Raw genomic sequence first — 24,282 nt, 5'->3', positions numbered from 1 at the left:
GAATAAGCCATTCAGTCGCCCCTCGAGCCCTGTTGTACGTGTTCATGATCTCGCCGTCAGAGCCAGACACGTTAATAGAACCTGATTAGCTTGAAAAAGGAGCCAACAACTATGACCTGGTTGGATGCCTATGGCATGCGCGCGCTGGAAGTCACCGCGCTGAGTTTGATGATACTGATGGGTATCGGTGTGCTGTGGCTGGTGGCGCTGTACATTATCGACCGCACCCAGACGACCCAGACCATACGTCATAACTACCCGATCATCGGTCGCTTCCGTTACTTCTTCGAGCACATGGGCACCTTCTTCCGTCAGTACTTCTTTGCCATGGATCGCGAAGAGCTGCCGTTCAATCGTGCGGAACGTTCGTGGGTGTACCGGGCAGCCAAGAATGTCGATTCCACCGTGGCCTTCGGCTCTACCCGTCCCCTGAGCGGAGTGGGGGCGGTGATGTTTGCCAACTGCGCCTTTCCCACGCAGGAGAGCCGGGCCGAGCCTGCCAGTCACCTGACGCTGGGCGCAGGCTATGCCCGCCAGCCCTATACCGCCAAAAGCATCTTCAATATCTCCGGCATGAGTTACGGTGCGCTGTCTAAGGCTGCCGTCACGGCGCTGTCCAAAGGGGCGGCTAAAGCCGGTATCTGGATGAATACCGGCGAAGGCGGGCTGTCTCCTTATCATCTGGCCGGTGGTGCGGATCTGGTGTTCCAGATTGGCACGGCCAAATACGGCGTGCGCAACGAACATGGGCATCTGTCTGATGACCGCCTGCGCACCATCGCCGGTCATGAGCAGGTGAAGATGTTTGAGATCAAGTTCAGTCAGGGGGCGAAACCCGGTAAGGGGGGGATTCTGCCGGCCATCAAGGTCAATGAGGAAATTGCCGAAATTCGCGGCATTCCGGCGGGGCATGACTCCATCAGCCCCAATGGCCATGAGGAGGTCAATAATGTCGATGACATTCTTGATCTGGTTAGCCGGGTACGTGATGTGACCGGTAAGCCCACGGGTATGAAGCTGGTAGTGGGGCAGTTCGAGTTCTTTGATGATCTGTTCGCGGCCATCCATCGTCGTGGTTTCGACAAGGCGCCGGACTTTATCACCATCGACAGCGCTGATGGTGGCACCGGCGCGGCGCCGCAGAGCCTGATGGATTATGTTGGCCTGCCGATCATCGAGAGCCTGCCTGTGGTGGTCGACAAGCTCAATGAATATGGCCTGCGCGAGCGTATCAGGGTGGTGGTCTCCGGCAAGCTGATTACCCCGGCGGGGGTGGCCTGGGCACTGTGTATGGGGGCCGATTTCGTGCTGTCGGCGCGCGGCTTTCTGTTCTCACTGGGCTGCATTCAGGCGCTGCAATGCAACAAGAACACCTGCCCCACTGGCATTACCACACATAACCCGGAGCTGATGAAGGGACTGGACCCGACCGACAAGGCCGAACGGGTCGCGCACTATGCCCACAATATGATGCATGAGGTGGAGATCATCGCGCACTCGGTAGGGGTGAAGGAGCCTCGTCAGTTTAATCGCAAGCATGCCCGCGAAGTGACCGAGTCCGGCCGTTCCAAGCGTCTGGATGAGCTGTATCCCAACGTTCATACCCGCCCTGAATACCGCATTCCGCTCACTGCTGTGGAAGAACAGGTGATCGACAAGATCACCGCCACGGTCGATGTCTGATCTCGTCGTCTGAGCTGTACGCTGCCACCCTGCTACAGGGTGGCCGTTCTGCTCCTCCACTTATCTTTATTCCCGCCTTCCCATCTGCCTGACAGCAGGAACCTGCCCGGATGCACCGCCACTGAAAAGAGGTACGGCTGCCGCGATGACGCAGCCCACACCTGCATGACAGAGGTAGAGCAATGTCCGGACTGAACGCCACGATTATCAGAGAACGGCTGGCCGCCTGGCTTGCCAGTAAGGGCATGGGTCAGCTGCGCTTTGGTGACGATGATCGCTGTGTGGTCAGCGACGATCAGGGGCAGGAGTGCCTGCTGTGGCAGCCTCAGGGCAGCAGCATGCTGCATCTGTTTATTCATCTGCAAAGTCTGGACGGCCAGCACGATATGGATGTGCTGGTGTTCGCCATGGCGCTCAATCTGGATCCCGGCCGGGTCGGGGAGCTGGTGCTGGGCTATAACCCGGAGTCGCAGCAACTGCTGGCCAGCATCCGGCTGGATATGGACGTGCTGTCGTTTGACCTGCTTGATCAGCGGGTTGAGACGCTCTTGCGGCAGGCCAGCCGTGTGCGTGACGAGCTGGATGCCTTTCGTCTGCACCGGCAGGTCGGGCAGGGTAAAAAAACGAACCTGTCAGTGCCGGTGTCGCTGTCACAGCGCCGCTCGCTGGGACTGTAGTCTTGGCGATCACCACCGGAGAGCATCATGACGACGGCCATTAATCACCTCAATCCGATAGCAACCAGCCCCGTAGCGGGTGCTTCGCAGAGCAGCGGCGTTGCGCTGCAGACGGGTAAGCCTGCCCGTTTCGAACATTTTCATCCCCGTTCACACCAGGTCTTTGCCGGTGATACCGCCGCCGCTGGCAGCCCGGCGAACGCCCCGGAACAGGCCTGAATCAGGCATCGTCTTCGTCGGCTTCCTGGCTGTCGCGGATCGGTGCCAAGGTTGCCAGCGTGGCCAAACAGGTGGCCAGCAGCGCGGCGGAGTCACTGGACCCCGCTCTGGCGGCAGAGCGGCATCTGCAGGCCACCGCGGAGCTGGCGGCGAAGCATGGCTGCCAGCTGAGTCAGCCTTTTCATCAGAGCAGCTATCTGTCGAACAAGTTATGGGCGCAGGACTTTGCCTTCAGCAAGAGTCTTGGTCTGCCAGAGGCGCGGCTCGACAAGGACACCCTGTCCTATGCCTGTCTGGGGTTATCGGCGACCTGGGTGCAAAGCCAGATTATGGGACAACCCAGCGAAGCGTATTTCAAACGTCTGGACAATCACCGCCAGGATCCCACCATGAAAAATGTGCTGCTGATCCAGCACCGCGAACAGCAGAAGTATCCCGGCAAAACCGACGACGCCCGGCCAATGCTGAAGGAACTGTTACCGAAGCTGGGGCTGAAGCCGGGGAGCAACAGCGACGGTAAACCACTGCACAACTTTATGCGCCTGAGTGAGCTGGATGTGATCCGTGACCACGCCCTGCTGCCCGGCCACAAACAGTCTTTTCTGCTGCTGACGCCTTATCACGCCATCGGGCTGCATCAGCATGCCAGCGGCAAGATGGAGTACTTCGACCCGGAATACGGTCTGGTTAAGGCGGATAACAAGCAGCAGCTGTTTGCCTTTCTCAAGGAGGTGACCCAGCGTGATATCAGCAGCCTGTTTGGTCCCTCGTTGTTTGGCATCCGCCCCACCGGTTTTCAGCTGGCCGAAGTGGAGCCGCAAACCCGTTCGCCTCAGGCGCCCTCTTCGTCGCGTACAGGCTGAGTGGTGGGGGATCATGTCAAAGCAGCAGTCGCAGGCGCTGATTCAGCCGCAGCAACAACAGCGCAGCGGCCAGTGACAGGGGAATGACTGCCAGTGTCAGCGGCGTCGCCCTGAGCTCGGTGTAGCGGTGCAGCAGGTGAATAACCATTGGGTGGATAAAGTACAGTGCCGCGGCCAGCCGCCCCAGCGGGGCTGAGCCGCGTAGCAGGTAACCGTTCGCCAGCAGAAACAGCGCCGGACACAGCAGGGCCAGCGACAGCAGCATATCGAAGCCCTCTTTGCCTCCCGTCAGCTGATAGTTCACATAGCTCTCCAGTAGTACCAGCCCGATACCCAGCAATACTAGCCTGCCGATGGCAGCAGGACTCAGACGGCTGCCGAGCTGACAGCGCTGCAGCAGTACACCGCAGAGAAAGTAAGGCAGGCCAAACAGCAGGAAGTTGCGGTAAACCATGGTTTTGTCGGGCAGTAACCCTGTCAGTTCCGGCCCCGCCAGATGGTAGCTGAAGGCATATTGCAGGGCGGTGCCGGTCAGTAGTGTCAGCAGCGCCACTATCGCCATCAGGCCGGCTGAGCGGCGGCGCAGGGCCCAGGTCAGCACGGCTGCGCCGATAGTGGCAGGCAGGTACCAGAGGTGATAGTAACCAAACAGCAGGACCACCAGACGGGTCCAGCCATCGGTGGGGACGCCGGTATCGGCAGGCAGCCAGAATACCGCATAGAACAGCATCCAGAAGGCATACAGCAGCACAATGCGGTAGAACCAGTCGCCTGATACCGGAGCAGCGGCTCCTGTTCCGGCACTGGCATCGCGCGGAGCCAGGGCCTGCCAGAAGAAGTAGCCATTGATGATGAAGAACACCGGCACTGCCGCCCGGAACAGGCCGTGAATCAGCAGGTAGGATGCCTCTGGTGCCAGATCGGTGAGAAAGCCGCAATGCAGGGCGACCACCATCAGCGCCAGGGTGATCTTGAGGCCATCGAGGGCAATATTGCGTTGCATTGATTGTTGTTCCTTCCATGGTCGCCCTGCCTGCCACGTTCAGTCGCTGCCGGGGTACCGGGTGGCTGCCACACCTTCCCTGATGCAGTGTGGCGGATGGCGCGTGCTGCGGGGGTTTCCAGACGCAAGCAAGGTTCTCGGTGTATTGCAGAGTTTGTCCGGCAGGTGGCTGGCTTTTCTTGTACAGGCCTTTACGACATGATGGGCAGCGCACACCGGCACCCGTACTTTGACAGGGATATCAGTTGATGGATTTAAGCCAAGACGCCGTTCTCGCACTGGCGCCCGACGAGGCGTCGATCAAAGCCGCCAGAGGATTGATGGCACCTGCCAAATGGCCATTGCTCGGCGCCGATGAACACGCCATCTGGGGAGAATGCCAGGGCAGTGGCAGTAAGCCTTATCAGGTGCAGGTGGACCGCTGCGGACCGGCCTTCAAATGCAGCTGCCCCAGTCGTAAATTTCCCTGCAAGCATGGTCTGGCCCTGATGTTACTGGTGGGGCAGCAGCCGTGCAGCAATAGCGTCCCCCCTGTGTGGGTGACGGAATGGCTGGACAGCCGTCGTCAGCGATCAGAAAAGACAGCCACCCGCCCTCAGGCACCTTCCGGTCCGGATCCCGCAGCACAAGCCAGACGTGATGCGCAGCGTGAGCAGCGCATGCAGGCCGGATTACAGGAGCTGCAAACCTGGCTATGCGATCAGCTGCGTCAGGGTTTGGCCCCCCTGATGGGCAATACCGCCCCTTTCCTGACCCTGGCCCAGCGCATGGTTGATGCCCAGCTGCCCGGGGTTGCACTGCGGCTGCGACGTCTTGCTGAACAGCAGGATCAGAATGCCGATGCCGCTCTGCTGCTGGCAGAGTTTGGTCAGCTGCAACTGCTACTCGACGGCTTTCTGAAGAGGAGCGGCTGACGGTGCGTCAGGTGTGGTTGCAGGGTCGCAGCACCAGCGCATGGCACTGCTGCTGGACTACGCTCACAGCCAGCGGCCCCCCGCAGGCCGATGGGGGCCTGGCTGATATAGCGGCCGTTATGCGAGTAGTTTCACCGCTTCCTGACGTGCAGACTCAAATGGCACTGTGCTATGGTCCCATCACTTTGCCAGATGAAAAATGAACAATGTCAATGAAAACCAGCCTCGATCACCTCCCCGAACGTAAGCAGCATGAAGTCCAGACCATTGCCACCCTGCTGCGGGACGAGTTTGAGCAGTTTGTGCAGCGTAAGACCAGCAGCACCAAGGCTGACTATCGCATTCTTAAGATCATTTTGTTTGGTAGCCACGCCAAGGGCACCTGGGTGAATGACCCCATCCATGGCTATGTCAGCGATTACGATATTCTGGTGCTGGTCAACTCCCCGGAGCTGGTGGAGGAGTACGGCCTGTGGAGCCACGCCGAAGACCGGATACAGCGCCGTATTCAGGCGCCGTTCAGCCTGCTGGTGCACACCTTATCGGAGGTGAACGACTGGCTGCATCAGGGGCATTACTTCTTTAAAGACATTCGCGAACAGGGTGTTGAGCTGTACCGCTATAGCAACAACCCCCTTGCGCAGCCGGGTAATTTGTCGGCACAGGAGCAAAAGGCTATCGCGGAAAAGCATTTTGGGCAGTGGTTTTTCCGTGCGGAGCAATTCTTCATATCATTTCGTGATGATTTAGACCGAAAGTGGTATGCCAAGGCTGCATTTGAGTTACACCAAGCCGCTGAGCGATTCTTAGCCTGCACATTGCTGGTCTGTACCAACTATTTGCCCCGTACCCATAATCTCAAACATCTACGTGCTTTCTGCACCCAGCAGGACAGACGCTTTTTTGAACTGTTCCCCAACACCAGTCGTTTTACCCGCCGAAGCTTTCAGCGCTTGAAACGGGCCTATGTAGACGCCCGCTATTCCGAGCATTACGAGATCACTACTGAGGAGCTGGAGTGGCTGGCCAGTGAGGTAGAGCGCCTGCGGCAACTGACGGAAGAGGTCTGTCAGGCCCGCATAACGGCGTTGACCGAGCAGGCCAGACAAGAAGAACTCTCCAGCCGGGAGGGGTGATGGCACGACTGTCATTTCGGTTCAGTGCCGTTCCCGGTGATGTCTTCGATGGCTTCGGCACAGAGGCCGAGCGGGTTGGCCCCGCTCAGGGAGAAGATTACGCCAGCCGCTTTAATTCAGCGGGCTGGCGTCAGGGTTGGCAGGTGTCAGAAGGCTGTTTTGATCAGGGCGTTGGTATCCATAATCTGGCGGTCCGCCAGCTGCGCCAGAATAGAAAGGTGAGTGAAGATATTCAGTTTTTGGATATGGTCGATGGTGTTTTCACCACCGGCAAATAAGGCCGGGACAAAGCCAAAGCATTCGTCTTCGTTGAGCGGGCCGAATTTTTCAATGCAGCGATCAAAGAGGGCTAGATCATTCTGATCAACCTCGTCGGTGTACTTGGGTTGTTGGCAGTAAAAGAAGCTACCCAGAACCTTATTTTCACCCTCAATGGCAATTTTTTCTGAGCTATCGCCCATATCGATAATCCAGCCTATCGAAGAATTAACTTTGTACTTATAGCCAGTTTTTTTTCCCCATAGATAGAGAGCACCAAAAGCACTTCTGGCAATTACGTAATATGCATCCTCTTCCATAGCAGGAGTATCACCAATCCATGCATCCAATGCATCTTCATAATCATCGGGATTCACGATCCAAAACAATCCATCTTTGAATCCACAAAACCCATATTTTTCCCAATACTGAAGCAACTGGTCTGGCAGTTTACCTCGGTACTTCTCAATAGACTTGGACGAGGCAGCCATTCTACTGACAGGCAGTCCAAAACGATGCATGAAACGATCAAAAGCCTTATCCATTTATTTACACCTCTCCAAGCTAACGTTCATTAAAGCATCTGATCCAAAGGTTTCCAGAGCCTCTTTAGCTGCTGAGTCCATACCTTTTACCCTGCCTGGCCACTGGCTACCAATAGATGAGTTGACATTGGTATTCCCCATTCTTCCAATCCCATCAGGATCACCACCTGCAATGATGTCAGGGTCATGTAGCGCTGCAAGCTGATCTAATTGCTCTTTCACCTTCTTGGCAATAATTCCTTCTTCCTCCTCAAATGATAGATTTCGACCTTCCAGTGACTCTGAAACCGAATTGGATATTTTCTCCTCTAGAGCTCGTCTCGCCTTGCTTTGCGCCTTACCGCCATTGGTCAATATCTGCCGGGCTTTCTCACCGCCGTACTTGTCCTTCAGCTCATTCAGTATCTCCCGGTTCTCCAGATAGCGCCCCACCGTCATGCTATTGATACCGGCTTCCTGATCTTTGAGCTGACGGTAAAACTCTTTCTCCATCTTCTGGGTGTTGTTGCCGTAGCTGTCTTTCAGGCTTTTGCCGGGGGTAAAACAGGGGACGTTGTATTTCTTCATGAGCTGCGTAGCTCTGGTGGCCACCTTGTCTCCGGCCTTCAACCAGTCTTCGGCATTCTTAAGCTTGCGTGCGGCTTCCTCGACCAGATCCAGCGCTTTGGCGCCTTTGCTCAGTACCCGTCCGAACGGGATGATGCTCATGGCTGCGCCGATGAGTTCACCACTGCGCTCCACACTTTCACCTGTCACCCAGTCAGTGCCGGTGATGGCCTGACCGACGGCTTTGAGTGTGCCCAGGCCGGGGATCATATCCAGCAAGAGGGAGCCGCCGCTGGCCAGCAGGCCCGGCTCGGTGCCGTTCCCGGCGATGTCTTCGATGGCTTCGGCACAGAGGCCCAGCGGGTCAATCCAGCTGAGCGGGTTGGGGCCGTAGCGGTAGGGGTTGAGGCCGCCCAGCAGGCCGATAGGGTCCTGGCTGATATAGCGGCCACTGTGCGGGTCGTAGTAGCGATAGCGGTTGTAGTGCAGGCCGCTTTCTTCATCCCAGTACTGGCCTTGCAGGCGCAGCGGGTTGGCGACGGTGCCGAGGCTGACGGTGGCCATGCCCCAGACATCGGGTTCGGCCTGCCAGACCGGCTGGCCCTGCTGGTCGAGCAGGGCTATCGGCGCACCGCGCTGGTCCAGCACGTAGTGGTAGGCGTGGCCGTGGTCGATCAGCAGCAGCGGGCGGTAGCTGTCGCGCTGGCTGTCCTGCGCGGTGGGTTCGTACAGATACCAGCGGTAGTGGCCGTCGGTCTGTTCGCCCAGCAGGTGGTGGCCCTGCCAGTAGTAGTGGGTGCGGCGACGGCTGAGCCGCTGGCGGGTCCAGTCGCCGGGGTCATCCCCGTCGCCCTCTTCCTGCACCCGCCGGTAGGTGGCGACGGTTTTGCTGATGCGTCGCCCCAGCGGGTCGTAGTCGTACCAGGCGCTGGTGCTGTCGCTGTGCACTTCGCGCAGCTGGTTGAGGGCATCAAACACCCGCCGCTGCAGCAATTCACCGGTGCGGCTGCGCACTTCGGTCTGGTTGCCGCGTTCGTCGTAGTGGTAGCGCCGCTCACCCAGCAGGGTCAGGCGGTCGTAAGTGGCTTCAGCAGGCTGACCGGCGATATGGCTGGGGTTGCCGAAGCTGTCGAACACATAGGCGTGGCGCTGCTCATGCCCGGCATCGTCGATCAGGTGGACTTCCTGCAACTGGCGCAAGGCGTCGTAGTGGTAGTTGACGGTGCCGCGGTGGCTGTCGCTGTGTTGCTGCAGCTGTTGGTGCAGGCCGTAGCGGTACTGGCGCTGGCGTGGCTGGTCGTGTTGCGTCCACTGCTGGCCGATCAGCCGGTCGCGGTGGTCAAAGGTCTGGCTGAGTAACGGCAGTTCACGGCCCGGCAGGGTGCGCTGGGTTTCGCTGCCAAACGCGTTGAGGGTGCGTTGCAGCAGGGGGCAGTGCTGGTGGCTCAGGCCGGTCAGGCGGTGATGGTCGTCGTAGTGGCGCTGTACGGTGGTGCCATCGGGCAGGTGCAGCTCCGCCAGTCGGCCCTGCTCGTCGTAGTCGTAGCGCAGCTGCCATTCGTGCAGGTCGCCGCGGGGGTCTTTGTACCAGCCCTGACCGGCGGCCAGACGGTTATCCGGGCGCCACTGCCATACCAGCCGGGCCTGTTCGTTATGGGCGGCGGTCAGGCGCTGACGCACATCGTGCTGGTAGTGGTCTGACTGGCAGGGGCTGGCATCATGGCGACGGGCATAGCTGTGGCGCTCGGTCATCATGCCCTGAGCATCATAGGCTAAGGCGATGCGCGGGCCGGGCTGCTCCGGGCTGCCTTCCTCAATGGCCTGTAACTGGCCACCGGGGGTCCAGTGGTAGTGGCGCTGGCGTTCATCAAAGTGCTGGCTGGATTGCAGCCGCTGGCAGGCATTGTAGCGCAACCGGAAAAACGCCTGATCACTGCGCAGCAGCCCGGTGAGCTGGCGTTCGGCGTTGTAGCTGAGCACCACGCTGCTGCCATCGGCCTGGGTGAGGGCCGTGGGCTGGCTCAGTCCGGCATAGGCCAGGTGTTCGGTCTGGCCATCGGGCAGGGTCAGCCGGGTCAGTCTCCCCGCCGTATCGTACTGATAGTGGGTTTCTTCCCGCTGGTCTTCACGGCCCGGTAAACAACGCCCCTGACGGATGATCTGGCCGCGCTCGTTGTACAGCCAGCTGATCACTTCGCGGGTCGGGCTGAGCAGGGCGGTGAGCTGGCCGGTGGCGCTGTAGCTGTATCGCCACCGCTGTTCACCGTGCCGGGCCACCAGTGGCATACCGGGGGCATTGGTAAAGGCCGCCGGACGGTGGGTGGAGACGCTGCTGTCCACCTTATCAGCCCGGTAGCTCAGGTGCAGGGCGGGCTGGCCGGGGCCTGTCACCTGACTGATCTGTCCCTCGCGATAGTGGTAGTGGCTGGCCAGCGGCTGATCAGGGTGATGAACATCATCAAAGCTCACGCCCTGCTGTTCGCGCACCAACGCGCCACGGGCATCGAATTCGCGCACAAAGCGAAAGCCCAGTGGGTCTGCCGTGGCGATGCGCTGCCCCAGGTCGTTATACACATGGTGCAGGTGCAGGTGCAGGTCGCCGTGGTGCTCTTCGCTGAGGCGGCCGTGAGGGTCGTAGACGTAGCGATGGTAGTGGCCGTCGGCATCAATATGCAGGGTCAGGCGCTGGTGCGGGTCATAGTGATAGCGCTCTTCACTGCCATCGGCGGCCACCTTGTGCAGCAGGCGACCGTGGCGGTTGAAGGTGTAATGCTGCGAATGGCCGTCAGGCAAGGTCACGGTGGTGTGCAGGTGCACCTGCCCAGGCTCCGGTTCCTGTTCTTCGTAGTGCATCTGATAGTGAAATGACTTGTCGTCACCGTACTGCTCGACGCAGCGGGCAAAGGGGCCGTTGCCACGCCAGTGCAAATGATGGCGATAGCCGGACGGCAGGGTGCGGCAGATCAGCAGGCCGTTGTCGTAGTCGTACTGCTCCTCACGGCCATACTGATCCACCGCCCGGACCAGCTCGCCGTGGTCGTTGTAGACATAGCGGGCCAGTACCGCCTGCTCGTACACCGGCTCGTGTTGCTCCGCCGGATCAGGCGCCACACGGCACTGATGGACAGCCACCAGCCGCTGCGACGGGTCATAATCCAGCCGCAGCAGCGTATGATCGCCACAGCGAATCTGCACCAGCCGTGACCCGTCATAATCACAGTGGTAGCGACCGTGATGGGGCGTCAGCCACAGGCTCAGGCGCCAGGGGCCGCGTTGCTCGGCGCGGGTGAAGGCTTTAACGTGGCCATCCGGGAAGTGGATGACCATCTCATCATCCCCACGATGCGGCTGATAGCGCCGGTGCAGACGCAGCCCCTCGGCAAGCTGATCACTGAAAGCACCACTGCGCACAGGGGCAAAGGACACCTTGCGCCCCTGCTCATCGTGATAGAGCAAGGAGGCGGGCTGGCCGTCACGGCCCGCTCGTTCCTCTACCCGTGAATGAAAGGGCGTGCGCCAGCCGCGGCCCAGGCCCACGTCACTCTCACATAACCGCGAACGGTACAACCGTTGCCACACCAGCCCCTCCTGCCCCGGCAGACGGGCATCCACCAGTGGCAGAATCTCCTCGCCAGTGGCCAGTGATACCGGGTCACCCAGCACCTCCTGACCCTCAATGGGCAGGTCACAGGCGCTGATGTCCAGCGGCGAATCCAGCACCAGTACGCCGTCTTCCATGTGCGACAGCGGCGCCTCGGTCAGGTTCATAATGGGGCCGGGCAAGGTGCCCATGCCCGCTGTACCCAGACTGCCGCCGGTCACGACTTTCGCCACCGTCCCCACCAGACTCAGGGCATTGCCGAGGTTCAGACCATGCTCCGCCACACTGGCCACCTGCTGGGCCACATCCACCATGCCGCCGAGGGAACTGATGCCATAGGTGGCGCCGGGAGCCAGGTTGGCATCAAAGCCGCCGATCTTGCCGGTGCCCATCATACTGTCAGCACCGATACCGGCAGGCATGGCCACGGTTTTGGGGGTAATGGCGGCATAGCCGCGGCCATGGCCTTTGGGGGCATTGCCCGCCGACAGAATAAACAGATGCAGCTTGCCCTGATCGACCGCCTCGGCGGCGGCCTGCCCCATCTGGGCAATATTACCCGCGCGGGCCGCAGGGCTGCCGAGGTAGCTCAGCACATCGGTCAGGGCACTGCTGGCCAGATCAGGCAGGTTGCGTAAGCGGGAAGACGGCGCGCGGGACAATCCTGTCACGCGGCTGGGGGAATCGACCAGCGCCAGCACGGCACCGGAGCGGTCCTGAAAGGAGATATACAGCATAGGCAGGCATCATCCATGCGGCCAGGGCTATCCATACAACGGAATTGGAAGCGAAACAGGGTAAAGCAGGAGGTCAGTCCATGGAGTGAGAGCCGCATCCTGCTGGCGAAAAACTGACCGGCGAGTGTAGGGAAGGGGGTGTGGATGGGTCAAGTGTCAGTTAGGGGGTGGTGTGAAAAGGGGAACCGCAAAGACAAAAAAAGACCCACTATACAGTGGGCCTGTGAGAGAAAGGTCGGGGAGCCCTGAATGGGTTCCCCGGCAGAGAGCGGAGATTCAAGCAAATTGCATACAACAGGTCAGCCCGCCGGGGTGAGGGGCTGACCCGGTAGGGCGTGATGTCACTGCCTGCTCCATCACACCCTGCCCGATTAACCCAGTTCGGGCATACCGGTGACATAACCCACAGCGGCGCCAAAACGGTCCTTATAGTTGGCACGTACCAGGGGATCCAGCGTGTCTTTCACTACATCGTGCAGGGGGCTTTCCCAGTCACCGGGGTGCTGCAGGTTGCTCATGATGTAGGTCCAGCCATTGATTTCATCTACCGCGTGCAGGCCGGTTGACTCGGCACCTGCCGGGCAGGACAGGATGCGGCTCAGTTCCTTGGTGTCGACGTTGTAAGCCCACAGGAAGTTGTTGACGTGGTTGCCACTGTCTTCACCGATGAACAGGGTGCGCAGTTTTTCCGAGAACTTCAGGTTGTCAGGGTTGGCAATCTTGTCAGCGTGGGCACTGTTGCCCAGCGCATCGGCCTTGGCCAGATCTTCACCTATCAGGGCTGCTGGCGGTTCCATGTGAGTTGATACCCACTCGCTGTCAATGGCATTGCCTTCGCTGTCTTTCTGGCCGCCCTGCAGGATGTGCTCGTACACTGCACCGGCTTTCGGGCCTTCGACGTGGATGTCGTTGCTGCCATCGGTCATGGTCTTGTAGACGTAGGACATGGCGGAGTAGGCGCGCTTGTCAGCGATGTTGACGGTGGTGCCTTCCATTTTGGTGAAGCCCAGGGTGCCGCCGACCAGGGCTGCATAACGGTGGGTTTCCAGGAAGGCAGCCGCTTTTTCCATACCAGGCTTGAGCTTGACCCAGTTAGGCTTGCCACCGAAACCGATCTTGGTGAAGGAGGCATCGCTGGGGTCTTTGTAAGCCACTTCCATGATGTCGGTGGGTTTGATGCCGCCGTCTACCAGCGCTTTGATTTCATCGCTGGTGGCATGGCCCAGTTTGATCCAGGAGATGTCGCCAGCGCCGGGGCCTTTGCCGGAAGTCTGAGTCCACTTGCCGACGTACAGGTTGCCGGAAGACAGGTCGCGTGCTTTGTCAGCCACGTACATGAACAGACCGCCGTTGGTGGCATCGTCGCCCATCAGTACGGTGCGCTCATCAGGCATGACCTGTACCAGCTCGTGAGAAATACGACCGATACCGTAGTGTTTCTGCACTGTGCCGGTGCCGTCGGGATTGACGGTTACTTCGGGCAGGTGGCCATAGTGGTAAGGGTTGGCTTTGCTGGCATCGCCGTACAGGTGCTTGCTGTAACCCTGGAACTGTTCGTCAGAGGCGGCCTTGAACGCATCGGGCTCATACTCTTCGCTGGACAGGTGGGTATTCCACGGAGACAGGCTGGCGCCGCAGGTGATCCACAGGCCGTGCACGCCGCTGGTATCCACATTGTGGTATTTAACCAGGCTCAATTCGCCGGTTTCAGGGTTCTGATCCAGAGACAGGATGGCGATGGGTGAAGGCAGTTTGCCGTACATGTCGGCACCTTCGGCATCGCGTGAGGTGTATTCGAACTGTACTACGGCGAATACCGGGTTGCCCTTGACGCCGTCGACCTTGGCATCTTTCAGGCTCAGCAGGCTGCTGCCATCGGGGCAGTCAGAGAAGAACTGCTTGCCGTTGGTGTTCATGATGGGCTGGTTGTTGATGTCGAAGTAACCACCGGCCAGTATCTGACCACCCTTGCCATCAGCCACCATGTCGCCGGTGACGAAGAAAGGCTTGTAACCCAGTTTGAAGGTTTTGCTGCTGCCGTCGGTGTAGTTCACCACCATGCTGGATTTGACGGTGGTGGTGGCCATTTCGGCAGGGTTGCTCAGAGTCGGAGCATCCATCGGCACAAAGCGCACGGAAGAGGCTTTCAGGTCCGCCGCGAAGACGCTGGAGCTGACCATGCCAGCCAGGCCGCCAGCCAGAGGCAGCAGGGGGGTGCCAGCGATAAATTTGAGAAGGTTGCGACGGGAACTGTCAACGCTATGGTTCATGGTCTGATACTTCCTTGGTCAAAGACTAGGCGATGCGCTTCTCGCCAGCCCGGAGCGGTGCAGCAGCTGTGCCTGCATGTAGCCTGAGCGAGAGTCACGGTGGTGTTTCCAGTCGACCGCGCCGGGCTACCTTCTGTTGGGTATGGGTGGCGGGCCATTGATTACGGCCACCTAAACTAACCACCCTTCGTGACAGATATTTGACAGTTTGGCGTTATTGTTCGTTTTTACGTTCACAACTATGCAACTGATAGGCGTCAAGTGTCTGGCTGATTTTTGATCATCCGGTCGGATTGGCTGTTGTGAATTTATCCTTCCCTGGTTCATATTGGTTGAGCATTCCATTGCCATTGTTTGAACAGAAGTTTGATTACGTGCGTGATCAAGTGGTTGCTGAAAACAGGTGGTGCTCCCATGAAGGTGATCCAGACGTTACAACTTCATGCGGTTCGCAGGTTATGGCTGGCACAGGTGCTGGCTGGCGTGGGTGATGAGTTCTATGCACTGGCGGTGGTCTGTCTGGCCACGACCAGCCTGGGCTATCAGGCGGGTTATCTGCTGGCGCTGCAGTCGCTGATCACCCTGTTGTCGACGTTGACTTCCAATCTGCTGACCCAGGGCAAGGACTGCCGGATACTGATGATGATCAGTGATGGCTGCCGTGTGCTGGTGATGGCCGGGCTGGCCATCGGCCTGTTGCAGGGGGGCGAGAGTGCTCCGCCACTCTTTCTGCTCGTGCTCGCCATGACGGTTATGGCCTATATCCGGCCGGTGTTTGATCCGAGCCTGCAGATGGCGCTGCCGCGTCTCAGCGGTGACAGTACACAGCTGTCTTCGATCAATGCCCTGTTCGATATTATGCGAAGACTGGCGCGCGTCCTCGGGCCGGGTTTAGGCGCCCTGTTATTCCCTCTGCTGCATTTGTCGCTATTTTTTCTGTTAACCGGGCTAACATACCTGGTGTCGCTCTGCACTCTGGGTTTGCTGCGAAAAGCACTGGCGCCGGTCGCCGCTGTTTCTGTTCCTGCCGATACGGCTTCCTGCCCGTTATCAGGCTGTCTGGCCACGGCGCTACGCGGCTTTATTCTGTTGCGGCGTGATCCTCGTTATTACTTTCATCTGCTGGCCTTCGGCATCTGCAGCGGCTGGTGGTATCTGGCGCTGTTTGTCAGCACCGCACTGTTACTCAAACAGCCTGACTATCTGCATAGTGGCATCACGCTGGGCAGTGTGATTGCGGTGTATGGCGTGGGCAATGTGCTGGCCAATCTGCTGGTGGCAGAAATGCGCATCATCCGGCCCTGGCAGTGGATGTCTGCCGGGCGGCTGGTGATGGCGACGGGCTTTCTGTGCATGGCCATGGGGCAGGATCACTACAGCCTCTATCTGGGAGCCTTTGTTGCGGCGGTGGGGGCACCGGTGACGCAGTTGCCGATGGCAAATCATCTGCAGAGCCGGTATCGCGGTGACGATGTGGCGGCCATTTTCAGGGTGCGGCTGTTTTTTGAGTGGGGTGGCAGCCTGCTGGCGATGCTGGCGTCTCCCTGGCTGCTGCAGCAATGGCAGCCATCCGGTGTGATACAGGCGGCGGGTATCAGCTATGCCATCGTGGGCGTGCTGGGCTGGTGTGTCATCCATGACCTGCCAGCCGGTCGGCGTACTGCCTGGGTATCTTATGAAAGCTGATCAGCCTGCCGCCTTGATCTCGGCCAGCAGAGAGTAGGAACGACGTCGGGCCTGCTGGTCATAGACGGCGCAGTTGATGATCAGCTCGTTGGCCTGAGTGCTGCGCAGGAACAGCGCCATCTGCTGCTTCACCTTCTCCGGGCTGCCGACGACGGAGCCCCCGAGAAAGCTCAGTACCGAATGCTTCTCATGTGCCTCCCACAGGGCATCCATGTTCTCCACCGGTGGCTGCAGCTTGCCCAGCGTGTTGCGGAACAGATTGAGCACATGCTGTTGCTGGCTGCTGAACAGGTACTGGGCCTCGGCATCACTGTCAGCCACGACCACATTCATGCCCACCATGGCATAGGGTTGCTGCAGCACCGCGGAGGGGGTGAAGGCCGTGCGATAAGCCTGCAGCGCCATCATCATGTGGTTGGGTGCAAACTGACCAGCAAAGGCAAAAGGCAACCCCAGTTGTCCTGCCAGACGGGCGCTGAAGTCACTGGAGCCCAGCAGCCATAAAGGAATATCCAGACCTTCGCCGGGAATGGCCCGCACCGGGCCGTTGCCTACCAGATAACTATGCAGCTCGTGCAGCAGCTGGGGGAAGTCGTCACCGCTGCTGTGCAGGTCGCGACGCAGGGCACGCATGGTCTTGCCATCGCTACCGGGAGCGCGGCCGAGGCCCAGATCAATGCGGCCGGGGTAGAGGGATTCCAGCGTACCGAACTGCTCTGCGATCACCAGTGGTGCATGGTTGGGTAGCATGATGCCGCCGGAACCAACACGAATACGTTCGGTACCACCAGCAATATGACCGATCAGAACAGCAGTGGCCGAACTGGCTATCCCCGGCATGCTGTGATGCTCAGCCAGCCAGATGCGCTGATAACCCGCCTGCTCGGCATGACGTGCCAGTGCCAGACTATTGGCAAAGGAGTCAGCCGCGGTATGGCCTTCAAGAATGGGTGAAAGATCCAGCACGGACAGCGGCGTTGTCGCCAGCGTGGCTTCCGCTGCGGCAGTGTGAGAAGGGATGTGCGACATAGATACGCCCGGTAGGATGAAAGTCCTGTTTATGGGGCGCCCGGGGCGATGAGGCAATGCTGGTGTTTGACAACACCCTGTTGATTTTGCGGCATAGAAAACGAATACAGCAATCACTGTTCGTATAAGAAAGGTTCATGACAAAGCCACATGGAGAATCTGTGGACCATATCACCTGCGCAGACTTTTGTCAGTTTTTGTTAATTTTGCAGAAATGTTTTGAATTACTTTGTGCTAAGATGCCGCGCTTATTTCCGTTTACTGAAATGCTGTAGTTTTCTTTGGATATGGGATTGATCAAATGAATTCTAGGATGAAATGGCTTTCTGCAATGGCTATGTCAGCCTTGCTTGTAGGATGTGCAACAGAGTCTTCACGTGTTATTGAAGCTCAACCCGTTGCAGTGGCACCTGCAACAGCATCAGCTGTGCGTAGCCCCATATCGGTCGGCAAGTTTGATAACCGCAGTAGTTACTTACGTGGCGTATTTTCTGATGGCAATGATCGATTGGGCAGTCAGGCCAAGACTATTCTGCTGACCAGTTTGCAGCAGACAAATCGTTTCAGTGTGCTAGATCGCGAAAATATGACGGAGACGAAACAGGAAAGTGCCATCCGTGGTAATGCTCAGCATCTAAAAGGTGCTCGCTATGTGGTCACTGGCGATGTCACTGAATTCGGTAGAAAAGAGGTGGGGGATCATCAGTTATTTGGGATTCTTGGTCGTGGCAAGTCTCAGATTGCATACGCAAAAGTCAGTTTAAATGTAGTCGATACGGACACTTCTGAAGTGGTTTACTCCTCTCAGGGCAGTGGTGAATACAGTTTATCTAATCGAGAGATTGTAGGGTTTGGTGGCACTTCTGGTTATGACTCCACGTTGAGTGGCAAGGTGTTGAATCTTGCCATTCAACAAGCGGTCAGCAATCTGGTTACAGGTATTGATCAGGGCGCATGGAAGCCTCAGGCCAACTAAGTGGAAAGCTGAACGATGAAAAAGACTGCACGCAGTGCTGCGCTGTGCCTGACTTTGCTGATGGCGGGTTGTGCCAGTCAACCTAAAACACTCTATTACTGGGGTGACTACAGTGCCTCTGTCGACGCATACATCATGAATGAAGGTGGAGACGTCGATCAGCAAATTGCGCTACTGGAGCAAACTGAGGTGAAGGCAAAGACAGGCAATGCTAAAACGCCACCGGGGTTCTATGCACAGCTTGGCTTATTGATGGTCAACAAAGGCGATCTTGATAAAGCGCGAGTTGCTTTTGAATCGGAGAAGGAACATTTTCCCGAATCTGCGACTTACATGGACTTTTTGTTGAAGAATCTGTAGCGAGATCACCACAATGATTATTTCTAAGTTATTGCGCCACGTAATCGGGCTCGCTGCTGTAGCTGTGCTAACCATAGTTGGAGGTTGTGCTACTCAACCAGCAGTGGACTATTCAGCATTTAAAGCCAGTAAGCCTGCCTCAGTACTGGTATTACCACCGATGAATGAATCGCCAGAGGTACAAGCGAGTGACGCGGTACTGGCGCAGTTAACCATGCCTCTTGCTGAAAGTGGCTACTATGTTATTCCCGTTGCCGTTGCTCGTGAAACTTTTCGTCAGAATGGTATGACCCAGCCTGCTGAGATTCAGGCACTCCCCATAGCCAAACTGAGAGAGATTTTCGGGGCTGATGCCGCGCTGTACATCAAAGTGCAGCGCTATGGAACTTCCTACTTCGTGATTGGTAGTGAGAGTGCTGTTGCTATGGAAGGTAAACTTGTTGATCTTCGCGACGGTAAGGAACTATGGTCTTCAAAGGCGGTGGCGTCCAGCGCAGAGGGGCGTTCATCAGGTGGGGGGCTGGCAGGGCTGCTGATAACGGCACTAGCGAGTCAAATCCTCGACAGCATCGGTGACGAAAGTTTCCGGCAGGCGGGCATTGCCAGCCAGCGTTTCGTTTCCGGTATGTTGCCCGGGCCTTATGCGCCGAACTACGCCGCAGTCTATGGCACGGTGCAATGAAGTCTAGTTGCTAGTGGGGTGCAAAGCTTTCTCTGCTATATGCTGCCCTGTGCAAGTAAAAAAACCGGTACCACACGTTGTTGTACCGGTTTTTTATTGACCGGGAATTGGCAGCAAAGTGACTGGGGGCAGCGATCATCCAATACTATTCAGCTTCGCTGAGGGCTGCCAGCCGGCACGCTATCAACAGGTCAATCTGATCAACGCTGGTATCTGATTAGCCGTTGTTTCTGGTTAGTAGTTGTAATAGTCCCGGTACCAGGTCACAAAGCGGCGGATACCTTCTTCTACCGGTGTGTTGGGCTTGTAACCAACATCCTGCACCAGTGCTTCAACGTTGGCGTAAGTGTCTGGCACATCGCCGGGTTGCATCGGCAGCATGACCTTCTCGGCTTTTTTGCCAAGCGCCTCTTCCAGCGCGGCAATGTAGTCAAGCAGTTCAACGGGATGCTGGTTGCCGATGTTATAGACCCGCCAGGGCGCCTTGCTGGTACCCGGATCCGGGGCCAGGCCGGACCAGCTGCTGTCACCTGCAGCCGTGTGATCAAGGGTGCGCAGAATGCCTTCAACAATATCGTCGATATAGGTGAAGTCGCGGCGATGGCGACCGTAGTTGTAAACCTCAATGGGGTTGTTTTGCAGGATGGCCTTGGTGAACTTGAACAGGGCCATATCAGGCCGCCCCCAGGGGCCGTAGACGGTGAAGAAGCGCAGACCGGTAGTGGACAGGCGGTAGAGGTGGCTGTAGGTATGTGCCATCAGCTCATTGGCTTTCTTGGTGGCAGCGTACAGGGACAGCGGATGGTCGACGTTGTCATGTACCGAGAATGGCATGGTCTCATTGGCGCCGTACACCGAGCTGGACGAGGCATAGACCAGATGCTGAATCTGATGATGGCGGCAGCCTTCAAGGATATTCATAAAGCCAACCAGGTTGGCTTCCACATAGGCGTGGGGATTTTCCAGTGAGTAGCGTACCCCGGCCTGGGCGGCCAGATGGACTACCTTATCGAACTGTTGCTCGCTGAACAGCTGCTCCATGGCGGCACGGTCAGCAACATCCATCCTGAGGAAGGTAAAGCTGCCAGAGTGGCTGTTAATCCATTCCAGACGGGCGTCCTTGAGGCTGGGGTCATAGTAGTCATTGAGGTTATCGATACCGACCACGATGTCGCCGCGTTTCATCAGTTCGATGCTGACGTGAGCGCCAATAAAGCCCGCTGCGCCGGTAACTAGAATCTTCATTTGTTATCCTCTTGGCCCTGGCCGTTGCCATGAAAGCGCCAGTTTACACTATCCGTTTGTGATGAATACCCCGAGGCTTTGTGCCCGCCGCTGCAGGGTTGACGGGCAGCCGCTAAGGCAGAAAGTCGGGGTAGCCGCTTGTCAGCCGGTATTGCCCCCTTACAATAGGCATTCTTCCGGTTGGCGGGCAGATGCCGCCATTGCGGACACGTTCTTTCCAGACAGGTTCATGTGGATGTCCCGAGCTTTGTATTCCCTGCTGTTCAGCCTGCTGCTACCGGCAGTATTGCTGCGTATGGCGTGGCGCTCCCGTCGTATACCTGCATATCGTCGCCACTGGAGCGAGCGCCTGGGTAAGGTGGCTTCCGCTATGCCCAGACAGGCTGTTATCGTACATGGCTGCTCGGTGGGGGAAACCCAGGCCGCGTCAGTATTGATCAACTGGCTGACAGAGCAGCACTCTGAGGTGCCGGTCATCCTGACCCACACCACGCCCACAGGCCGTGCCCGTGGTGAAGCCCTGCTACCTGATGTGGCACGTTGTTATCTGCCTTTCGATCTGCCCTGGCTGGTGTCGGCCTGGCTCGATCAGCTGCGGCCGCGTGCGCTGGTGCTGATGGAGACGGAGTTGTGGCCGAATCTGATCGCGGCCTGCCAGCAGCGCAATATTCCTGTCAGTCTGGCGAACGCACGTCTTTCCGAGCGCTCTTTCCGCGGCTATCAGAAGGTCCGTCGTCTGATGACGCCGGTGTGGCAGGCGCTGCACTGGGTGGGCTGCCAGTACCGTGCCGATGCCGACCGTCTGCTGCAGCTGGGAACGCCTGTCAGTCGCACCGAGGTGGTGGGAAATCTCAAGCTGGCCATGCCGGTAGCCGAGGCTATTAAACTCAAGGCAACAGAGTTGCGACAGCAATGGTGTGAGGGGCGCTCATGCTGGATTGCGGGCAGTACACATCCCGGCGAAGAGGAACAGGTACTGGATTTGCATATCAAGTTGTTGCAACGGCAGCCGTCACTTTTGCTGTTGCTGGCCCCACGGCATCCGGAACGGGCCAGGGAAATTATCGAATTGTGTCAGCAACGCCAGCTGCAGGTAGTGCGGCGCAGTCTGGGCGAGCAGCCCGGGCAATCGACACAGGTAGTGCTGATTGATACTCTGGGCGAGCTGATGCTGTTCTACGGGGTGGCAGATGTGGCCTTTGTTGGCGGCAGTCTGGTCGCCCATGGCGGACACAATCCCTTTGAGCCATTACAGATGGGACGGGTCGCTCTGGTTGGCCCGCACATGTTCAACTTCCAGAGTTTACTGGAGGAGTTGCAGCCTACCGGACGGGTGCGTCAGGTGGCTGATGTACAGGCATTGGAAGAGGCCGTCAGCCAGGCTCTGCTGGAGCCCGTGCAGGATGGTCTGGAAGGCGCCGGGGTGATGGCTGCCCCGGGCCACTGGATTGCTGCTATTCTGGCGCAAACCTGAATTACGGCGCCGATTCGAACAGTCGCCAGCCGGTCGGTAATATAGGACTGGCCACAATTAAACATCTAAACAAGAGAGATTGCGCATGATCGTACGCAAGGCAATATTCCCTGTTGCAGGTCTGGGTACGCGCTTCCTGCCTGCCACCAAAGCCATTGCCAAGGAAATGCTTCCGGTTGTGGATAAGCCCCTGGTGCAGTATGCGGTTGAAGAGGCAGTGGCTGCCGGTGTCACCGACTTCATCTTCATTACCAGCAGTATCAAGCGTTCCATTGCTGACCACTTTGACGTCAACGCTGGCCTGGAAGATCAGCTGGAAGAAGCCGGTAAGCATGAGCTGCTGAAGCTGGTGCGTGAAGTGATTCCCGAAGGTGTTTCATTCGCCTTTACCCGTCAGCCCAAGCCTTTGGGCCTGGGCCATGCGGTACTCTGTGCCCGTCCGCTGGTTGGTTACGAGCCGGTAGCGGTCATTCTTCCTGATGACCTGATCTACGCCGAAGGCAAAGGTACGCTGTCTGACATGCTGAGTCTGGCCAACCAGTACCAGCAGTCTGTGGTTGCCGTGGAGAAGGTGCCCATGGAGCAGGTGTACAAGTACGGTGTTATCGACCCCGAGCATCTGGAGCCTGGCGTCTACAAGATGAAAGGTATTGTCGAGAAGCCCAAGGTGGAAGACGCGCCTTCAGATCTGACCGTCGTAGGTCGCTATGTTCTGACTCCCCGTATTTTTGATCTGCTGGCAACCCAGGCACCCGGTGCGAATGGTGAAATCCAGCTAACTGATGCCATTGCCCGCCTGATCGAGAAAGAAGGTGTGATGGCGCATCAGTTCAAAGGCAAGCGTTATGACTGCGGCTCCAAGCTGGGCTATCTGCAGGCTAACGTTGAGTACGGCCTGCGCCACAAGGAACTGGGATCATCCTTCAGAAAGTATCTGGATGAACTACACGGCTAATTCGTGTGGTCTGTATCTCAAACAACGGCAGCGCAAGCTGCCGTTGTTGTTTCTGGTGAGTAGTAAGGTGTGATCAGACGGGATTTACTGTCTGTCTCGAACTGGCAGGTCGTTGAAAATCTATCTGCGTTGCCGAATACCACGTCAAAAACAAGCTCAAAATGCTCATTTAGCCCACTAAACTCCGCTTTTTCGCCTGTTTCTTGTGCCCTCGGGGTATTTCCTTGTCTTGGCTGCCTCGATAACGTTTTTCAACAGCCTGCTAGAGCGTTTCTTTGCAGCGGGCTATCTTTTTTTTCGCTATTTCCTATGCTGGTGAGCGTGTTGCCAATAGCTCTCCAGACTCACTGGTCAAAAGGAAAAGTTAATGAAGCTCTACTACAAACCCGGCGCCTGTTCTCTCAGCCCCCATATTGTTGCCCATGAACTGGGGCTCGATATCGAAGCCGAACAGGTTGACCTGATGAAAAAGGTCACCGCCAGCGGTGCAGACTATCTGCAGATCAATCCCAAGGGCCAGGTACCGGCGCTGGTGCTCGACAACGGTGAGCTGCTGACCGAAGGCCCGGCCATTGTGCAGTATCTGGCCGATCAGGCCGGTAAGCTGATTCCTGCTGCTGGCACCCTGGCCCGCTACCACATGATTGAAGCCCTGAACTATATCTCGACCGAGCTGCACAAAGGCTTCACACCGCTGTTTGCGGCGTTGTTTGGCAAGCGTGAAGAAGGTGTGGGTGAGCAGGTGTGCCGTGATCGTCTGAAACAGAACCTGACACTGACCAACCAGAAGCTGAGTCAGCAGGACTATTTCTGCGGAGCAGAGTTCAGTGTTGCCGATGCTTACCTGTTCACCGTGCTGAACTGGGCCAAGTACGTCAGGATCGATATTGCTGATTACCCGGCGCTACCCGCCTATCTGGCCCGGATCGCCGAGCGTCCTGGCGTGCAGGCTGCCCTGAAAGCAGAAGGTCTGCTCGGTTAAGGCAGCACAAGTGTGAGTGGGCAGGCTCTGACGGAGTCTGTCCTGCTGACAGGAGAGCTGAGTGATTAGTGAAGTGCGGTATGTGGAAAGCTGTAGTCAGACCAGAGGGCCGCCATCTCACCATCACTCAGATATTCTTTGACTGGCCCCAGTCGATACAGGGTAACCACCAGTTCTGGGACGGGGGCGGCGGGTTTGCGCGCCAGCGGCATATGCTCATCGCGGATGCAGTCAAGATCACGCTCGAACATCTCGGCGTAAAGGGGCTCCAGCTCGAACCAGATCGTCTCCTGCGATTCAGGCAGCAGGAAAAAGGTATGCAGTTCCTCGGTGCTTAGCAGCAGCCGCTGTTGTGACCAGTCTTCGCTGTGACACTGCACATCGACCACCAGCGGTTCAAGCAGGGGAGAAGGGCTAGCTCTATTCATTGGCACAGGCTTC

Annotated in this window: 20 protein-coding genes; 13 read left to right on the top strand and 7 right to left on the bottom strand. The window is 57.8% G+C overall.

Annotated features, from left to right (window positions below):
• The first annotated feature begins 111 nt into the window (after positions 1–111).
• The 4 genes from QCD60_RS07540 to QCD60_RS07525 all read left to right on the top strand — a co-directional run bounded on the left by QCD60_RS07540 (position 112) and on the right by QCD60_RS07525 (position 3,442).
• Entirely contained in the window at positions 112–1,683 is a 1,572-nt protein-coding gene (locus QCD60_RS07540; protein ID WP_279783878.1) for an FMN-binding glutamate synthase family protein, read from the top strand.
• A gap of 182 nt (positions 1,684–1,865) precedes the next feature.
• Positions 1,866–2,360 carry a CesT family type III secretion system chaperone gene (locus QCD60_RS07535; RefSeq protein WP_279783877.1) on the top strand — a complete coding sequence of 165 codons (495 nt, stop codon included), beginning with the start codon at positions 1,866–1,868 and terminating at the stop codon, positions 2,358–2,360.
• Between the two features lie 27 nt (positions 2,361–2,387).
• Positions 2,388–2,579, top strand: coding sequence for a hypothetical protein (locus QCD60_RS07530; RefSeq protein ID WP_279783876.1), 192 nt, complete (start codon positions 2,388–2,390; stop codon positions 2,577–2,579).
• Positions 2,580–2,638: 59 nt separating this feature from the next.
• Positions 2,639–3,442, top strand: coding sequence for a YopT-type cysteine protease domain-containing protein (locus QCD60_RS07525; RefSeq protein WP_279783875.1), 804 nt, complete (start codon positions 2,639–2,641; stop codon positions 3,440–3,442).
• A 16-nt stretch (positions 3,443–3,458) separates the two neighbouring features.
• On the opposite strand, the gene QCD60_RS07520 is transcribed toward QCD60_RS07525, so the two are convergent.
• Positions 3,459–4,445, bottom strand: coding sequence for an acyltransferase (locus QCD60_RS07520; protein ID WP_279783874.1), 987 nt, complete (start codon positions 4,443–4,445; stop codon positions 3,459–3,461).
• A gap of 248 nt (positions 4,446–4,693) precedes the next feature.
• Here QCD60_RS07520 and QCD60_RS07515 point away from each other — a divergent pair, with 248 nt between their 5' ends.
• Both QCD60_RS07515 and QCD60_RS07510 read left to right on the top strand, forming a co-directional pair.
• A complete protein-coding gene (locus tag QCD60_RS07515) occupies positions 4,694–5,359 on the top strand; it encodes an SWIM zinc finger family protein (RefSeq protein ID WP_279783873.1) in 666 nt (221 codons plus the stop codon).
• 212 nt (positions 5,360–5,571) lie between these two features.
• On the top strand, positions 5,572–6,495 hold the full coding sequence (locus tag QCD60_RS07510) for a HEPN domain-containing protein (RefSeq protein WP_279783872.1): 924 nt from the start codon (positions 5,572–5,574) through the stop codon (positions 6,493–6,495).
• Positions 6,496–6,641: 146 nt separating this feature from the next.
• On the opposite strand, the gene QCD60_RS07505 is transcribed toward QCD60_RS07510, so the two are convergent.
• From QCD60_RS07505 to QCD60_RS07495, 3 genes are all read right to left on the bottom strand, one after another.
• Complete coding sequence (locus QCD60_RS07505) at positions 6,642–7,298, bottom strand: GAD-like domain-containing protein (RefSeq protein WP_279783871.1); 657 nt, start codon at positions 7,296–7,298, stop codon at positions 6,642–6,644.
• Positions 7,299–12,182 carry a polymorphic toxin type 15 domain-containing protein gene (locus QCD60_RS07500; RefSeq protein ID WP_279783870.1) on the bottom strand — a complete coding sequence of 1,628 codons (4,884 nt, stop codon included), beginning with the start codon at positions 12,180–12,182 and terminating at the stop codon, positions 7,299–7,301. It abuts the gene before it with no gap.
• Between the two features lie 371 nt (positions 12,183–12,553).
• Positions 12,554–14,452, bottom strand: a complete 1,899-nt coding sequence (locus QCD60_RS07495) for an alkaline phosphatase PhoX (RefSeq protein ID WP_279783869.1) — start codon at positions 14,450–14,452, stop codon at positions 12,554–12,556.
• 414 nt (positions 14,453–14,866) lie between these two features.
• Between QCD60_RS07495 and QCD60_RS07490 the strand changes: the two genes are divergently transcribed.
• A complete protein-coding gene (locus QCD60_RS07490; RefSeq protein WP_279783868.1) occupies positions 14,867–16,138 on the top strand; it encodes a hypothetical protein in 1,272 nt (423 codons plus the stop codon).
• On the opposite strand, the gene QCD60_RS07485 is transcribed toward QCD60_RS07490, so the two are convergent.
• Complete coding sequence (locus QCD60_RS07485; protein ID WP_279783867.1) at positions 16,139–17,167, bottom strand: LLM class flavin-dependent oxidoreductase; 1,029 nt, start codon at positions 17,165–17,167, stop codon at positions 16,139–16,141.
• 313 nt (positions 17,168–17,480) lie between these two features.
• On the opposite strand from QCD60_RS07485, the gene QCD60_RS07480 reads away from it, so the two are divergent.
• Genes QCD60_RS07480 through QCD60_RS07470 form a run of 3 tightly spaced genes read left to right on the top strand, consistent with a single transcriptional unit; the run spans position 17,481 to position 19,185 of the window.
• The gene (locus tag QCD60_RS07480) at positions 17,481–18,143 is read left to right on the top strand and encodes a CsgG/HfaB family protein (RefSeq protein WP_279783866.1); all 663 of its coding nucleotides are present in this window, start codon (positions 17,481–17,483) and stop codon (positions 18,141–18,143) included.
• Positions 18,144–18,158: 15 nt separating this feature from the next.
• Positions 18,159–18,503 (top strand): DUF4810 domain-containing protein, encoded by a 345-nt coding sequence (locus QCD60_RS07475; RefSeq protein ID WP_279783865.1) that lies wholly within the window; start codon positions 18,159–18,161, stop codon positions 18,501–18,503.
• A 13-nt stretch (positions 18,504–18,516) separates the two neighbouring features.
• Positions 18,517–19,185 carry a DUF799 domain-containing protein gene (locus tag QCD60_RS07470; protein ID WP_279783864.1) on the top strand — a complete coding sequence of 223 codons (669 nt, stop codon included), beginning with the start codon at positions 18,517–18,519 and terminating at the stop codon, positions 19,183–19,185.
• A 234-nt stretch (positions 19,186–19,419) separates the two neighbouring features.
• Here QCD60_RS07470 and QCD60_RS07465 read toward each other — a convergent pair whose 3' ends face one another.
• The gene (locus QCD60_RS07465; RefSeq protein ID WP_279783863.1) at positions 19,420–20,430 is read right to left on the bottom strand and encodes an NAD-dependent epimerase; all 1,011 of its coding nucleotides are present in this window, start codon (positions 20,428–20,430) and stop codon (positions 19,420–19,422) included.
• A 235-nt stretch (positions 20,431–20,665) separates the two neighbouring features.
• On the opposite strand from QCD60_RS07465, the gene waaA reads away from it, so the two are divergent.
• From waaA to gstA, 3 genes are all read left to right on the top strand, one after another.
• Positions 20,666–21,904, top strand: a complete 1,239-nt coding sequence (gene waaA, locus QCD60_RS07460; RefSeq protein WP_279783862.1) for a lipid IV(A) 3-deoxy-D-manno-octulosonic acid transferase — start codon at positions 20,666–20,668, stop codon at positions 21,902–21,904.
• An 85-nt stretch (positions 21,905–21,989) separates the two neighbouring features.
• Complete coding sequence (gene galU, locus QCD60_RS07455; RefSeq protein WP_104152021.1) at positions 21,990–22,859, top strand: UTP--glucose-1-phosphate uridylyltransferase GalU; 870 nt, start codon at positions 21,990–21,992, stop codon at positions 22,857–22,859.
• Between the two features lie 367 nt (positions 22,860–23,226).
• Entirely contained in the window at positions 23,227–23,841 is a 615-nt protein-coding gene (gstA, locus tag QCD60_RS07450; protein ID WP_279783860.1) for a glutathione transferase GstA, read from the top strand.
• A gap of 65 nt (positions 23,842–23,906) precedes the next feature.
• On the opposite strand, the gene QCD60_RS07445 is transcribed toward gstA, so the two are convergent.
• Entirely contained in the window at positions 23,907–24,269 is a 363-nt protein-coding gene (locus QCD60_RS07445; protein WP_279783859.1) for a hypothetical protein, read from the bottom strand.
• Positions 24,270–24,282: the final 13 nt, after the last annotated feature.

Origin of the sequence: Pokkaliibacter sp. MBI-7 (assembly GCF_029846635.1) — a bacterium.
Taxonomy (GTDB): Bacteria; Pseudomonadota; Gammaproteobacteria; order Pseudomonadales; family Balneatricaceae; genus Pokkaliibacter.
The sequence above is the reverse complement of the archived record's forward strand: the minus strand, read 5'-3'. Positions and strand labels throughout refer to the sequence as shown.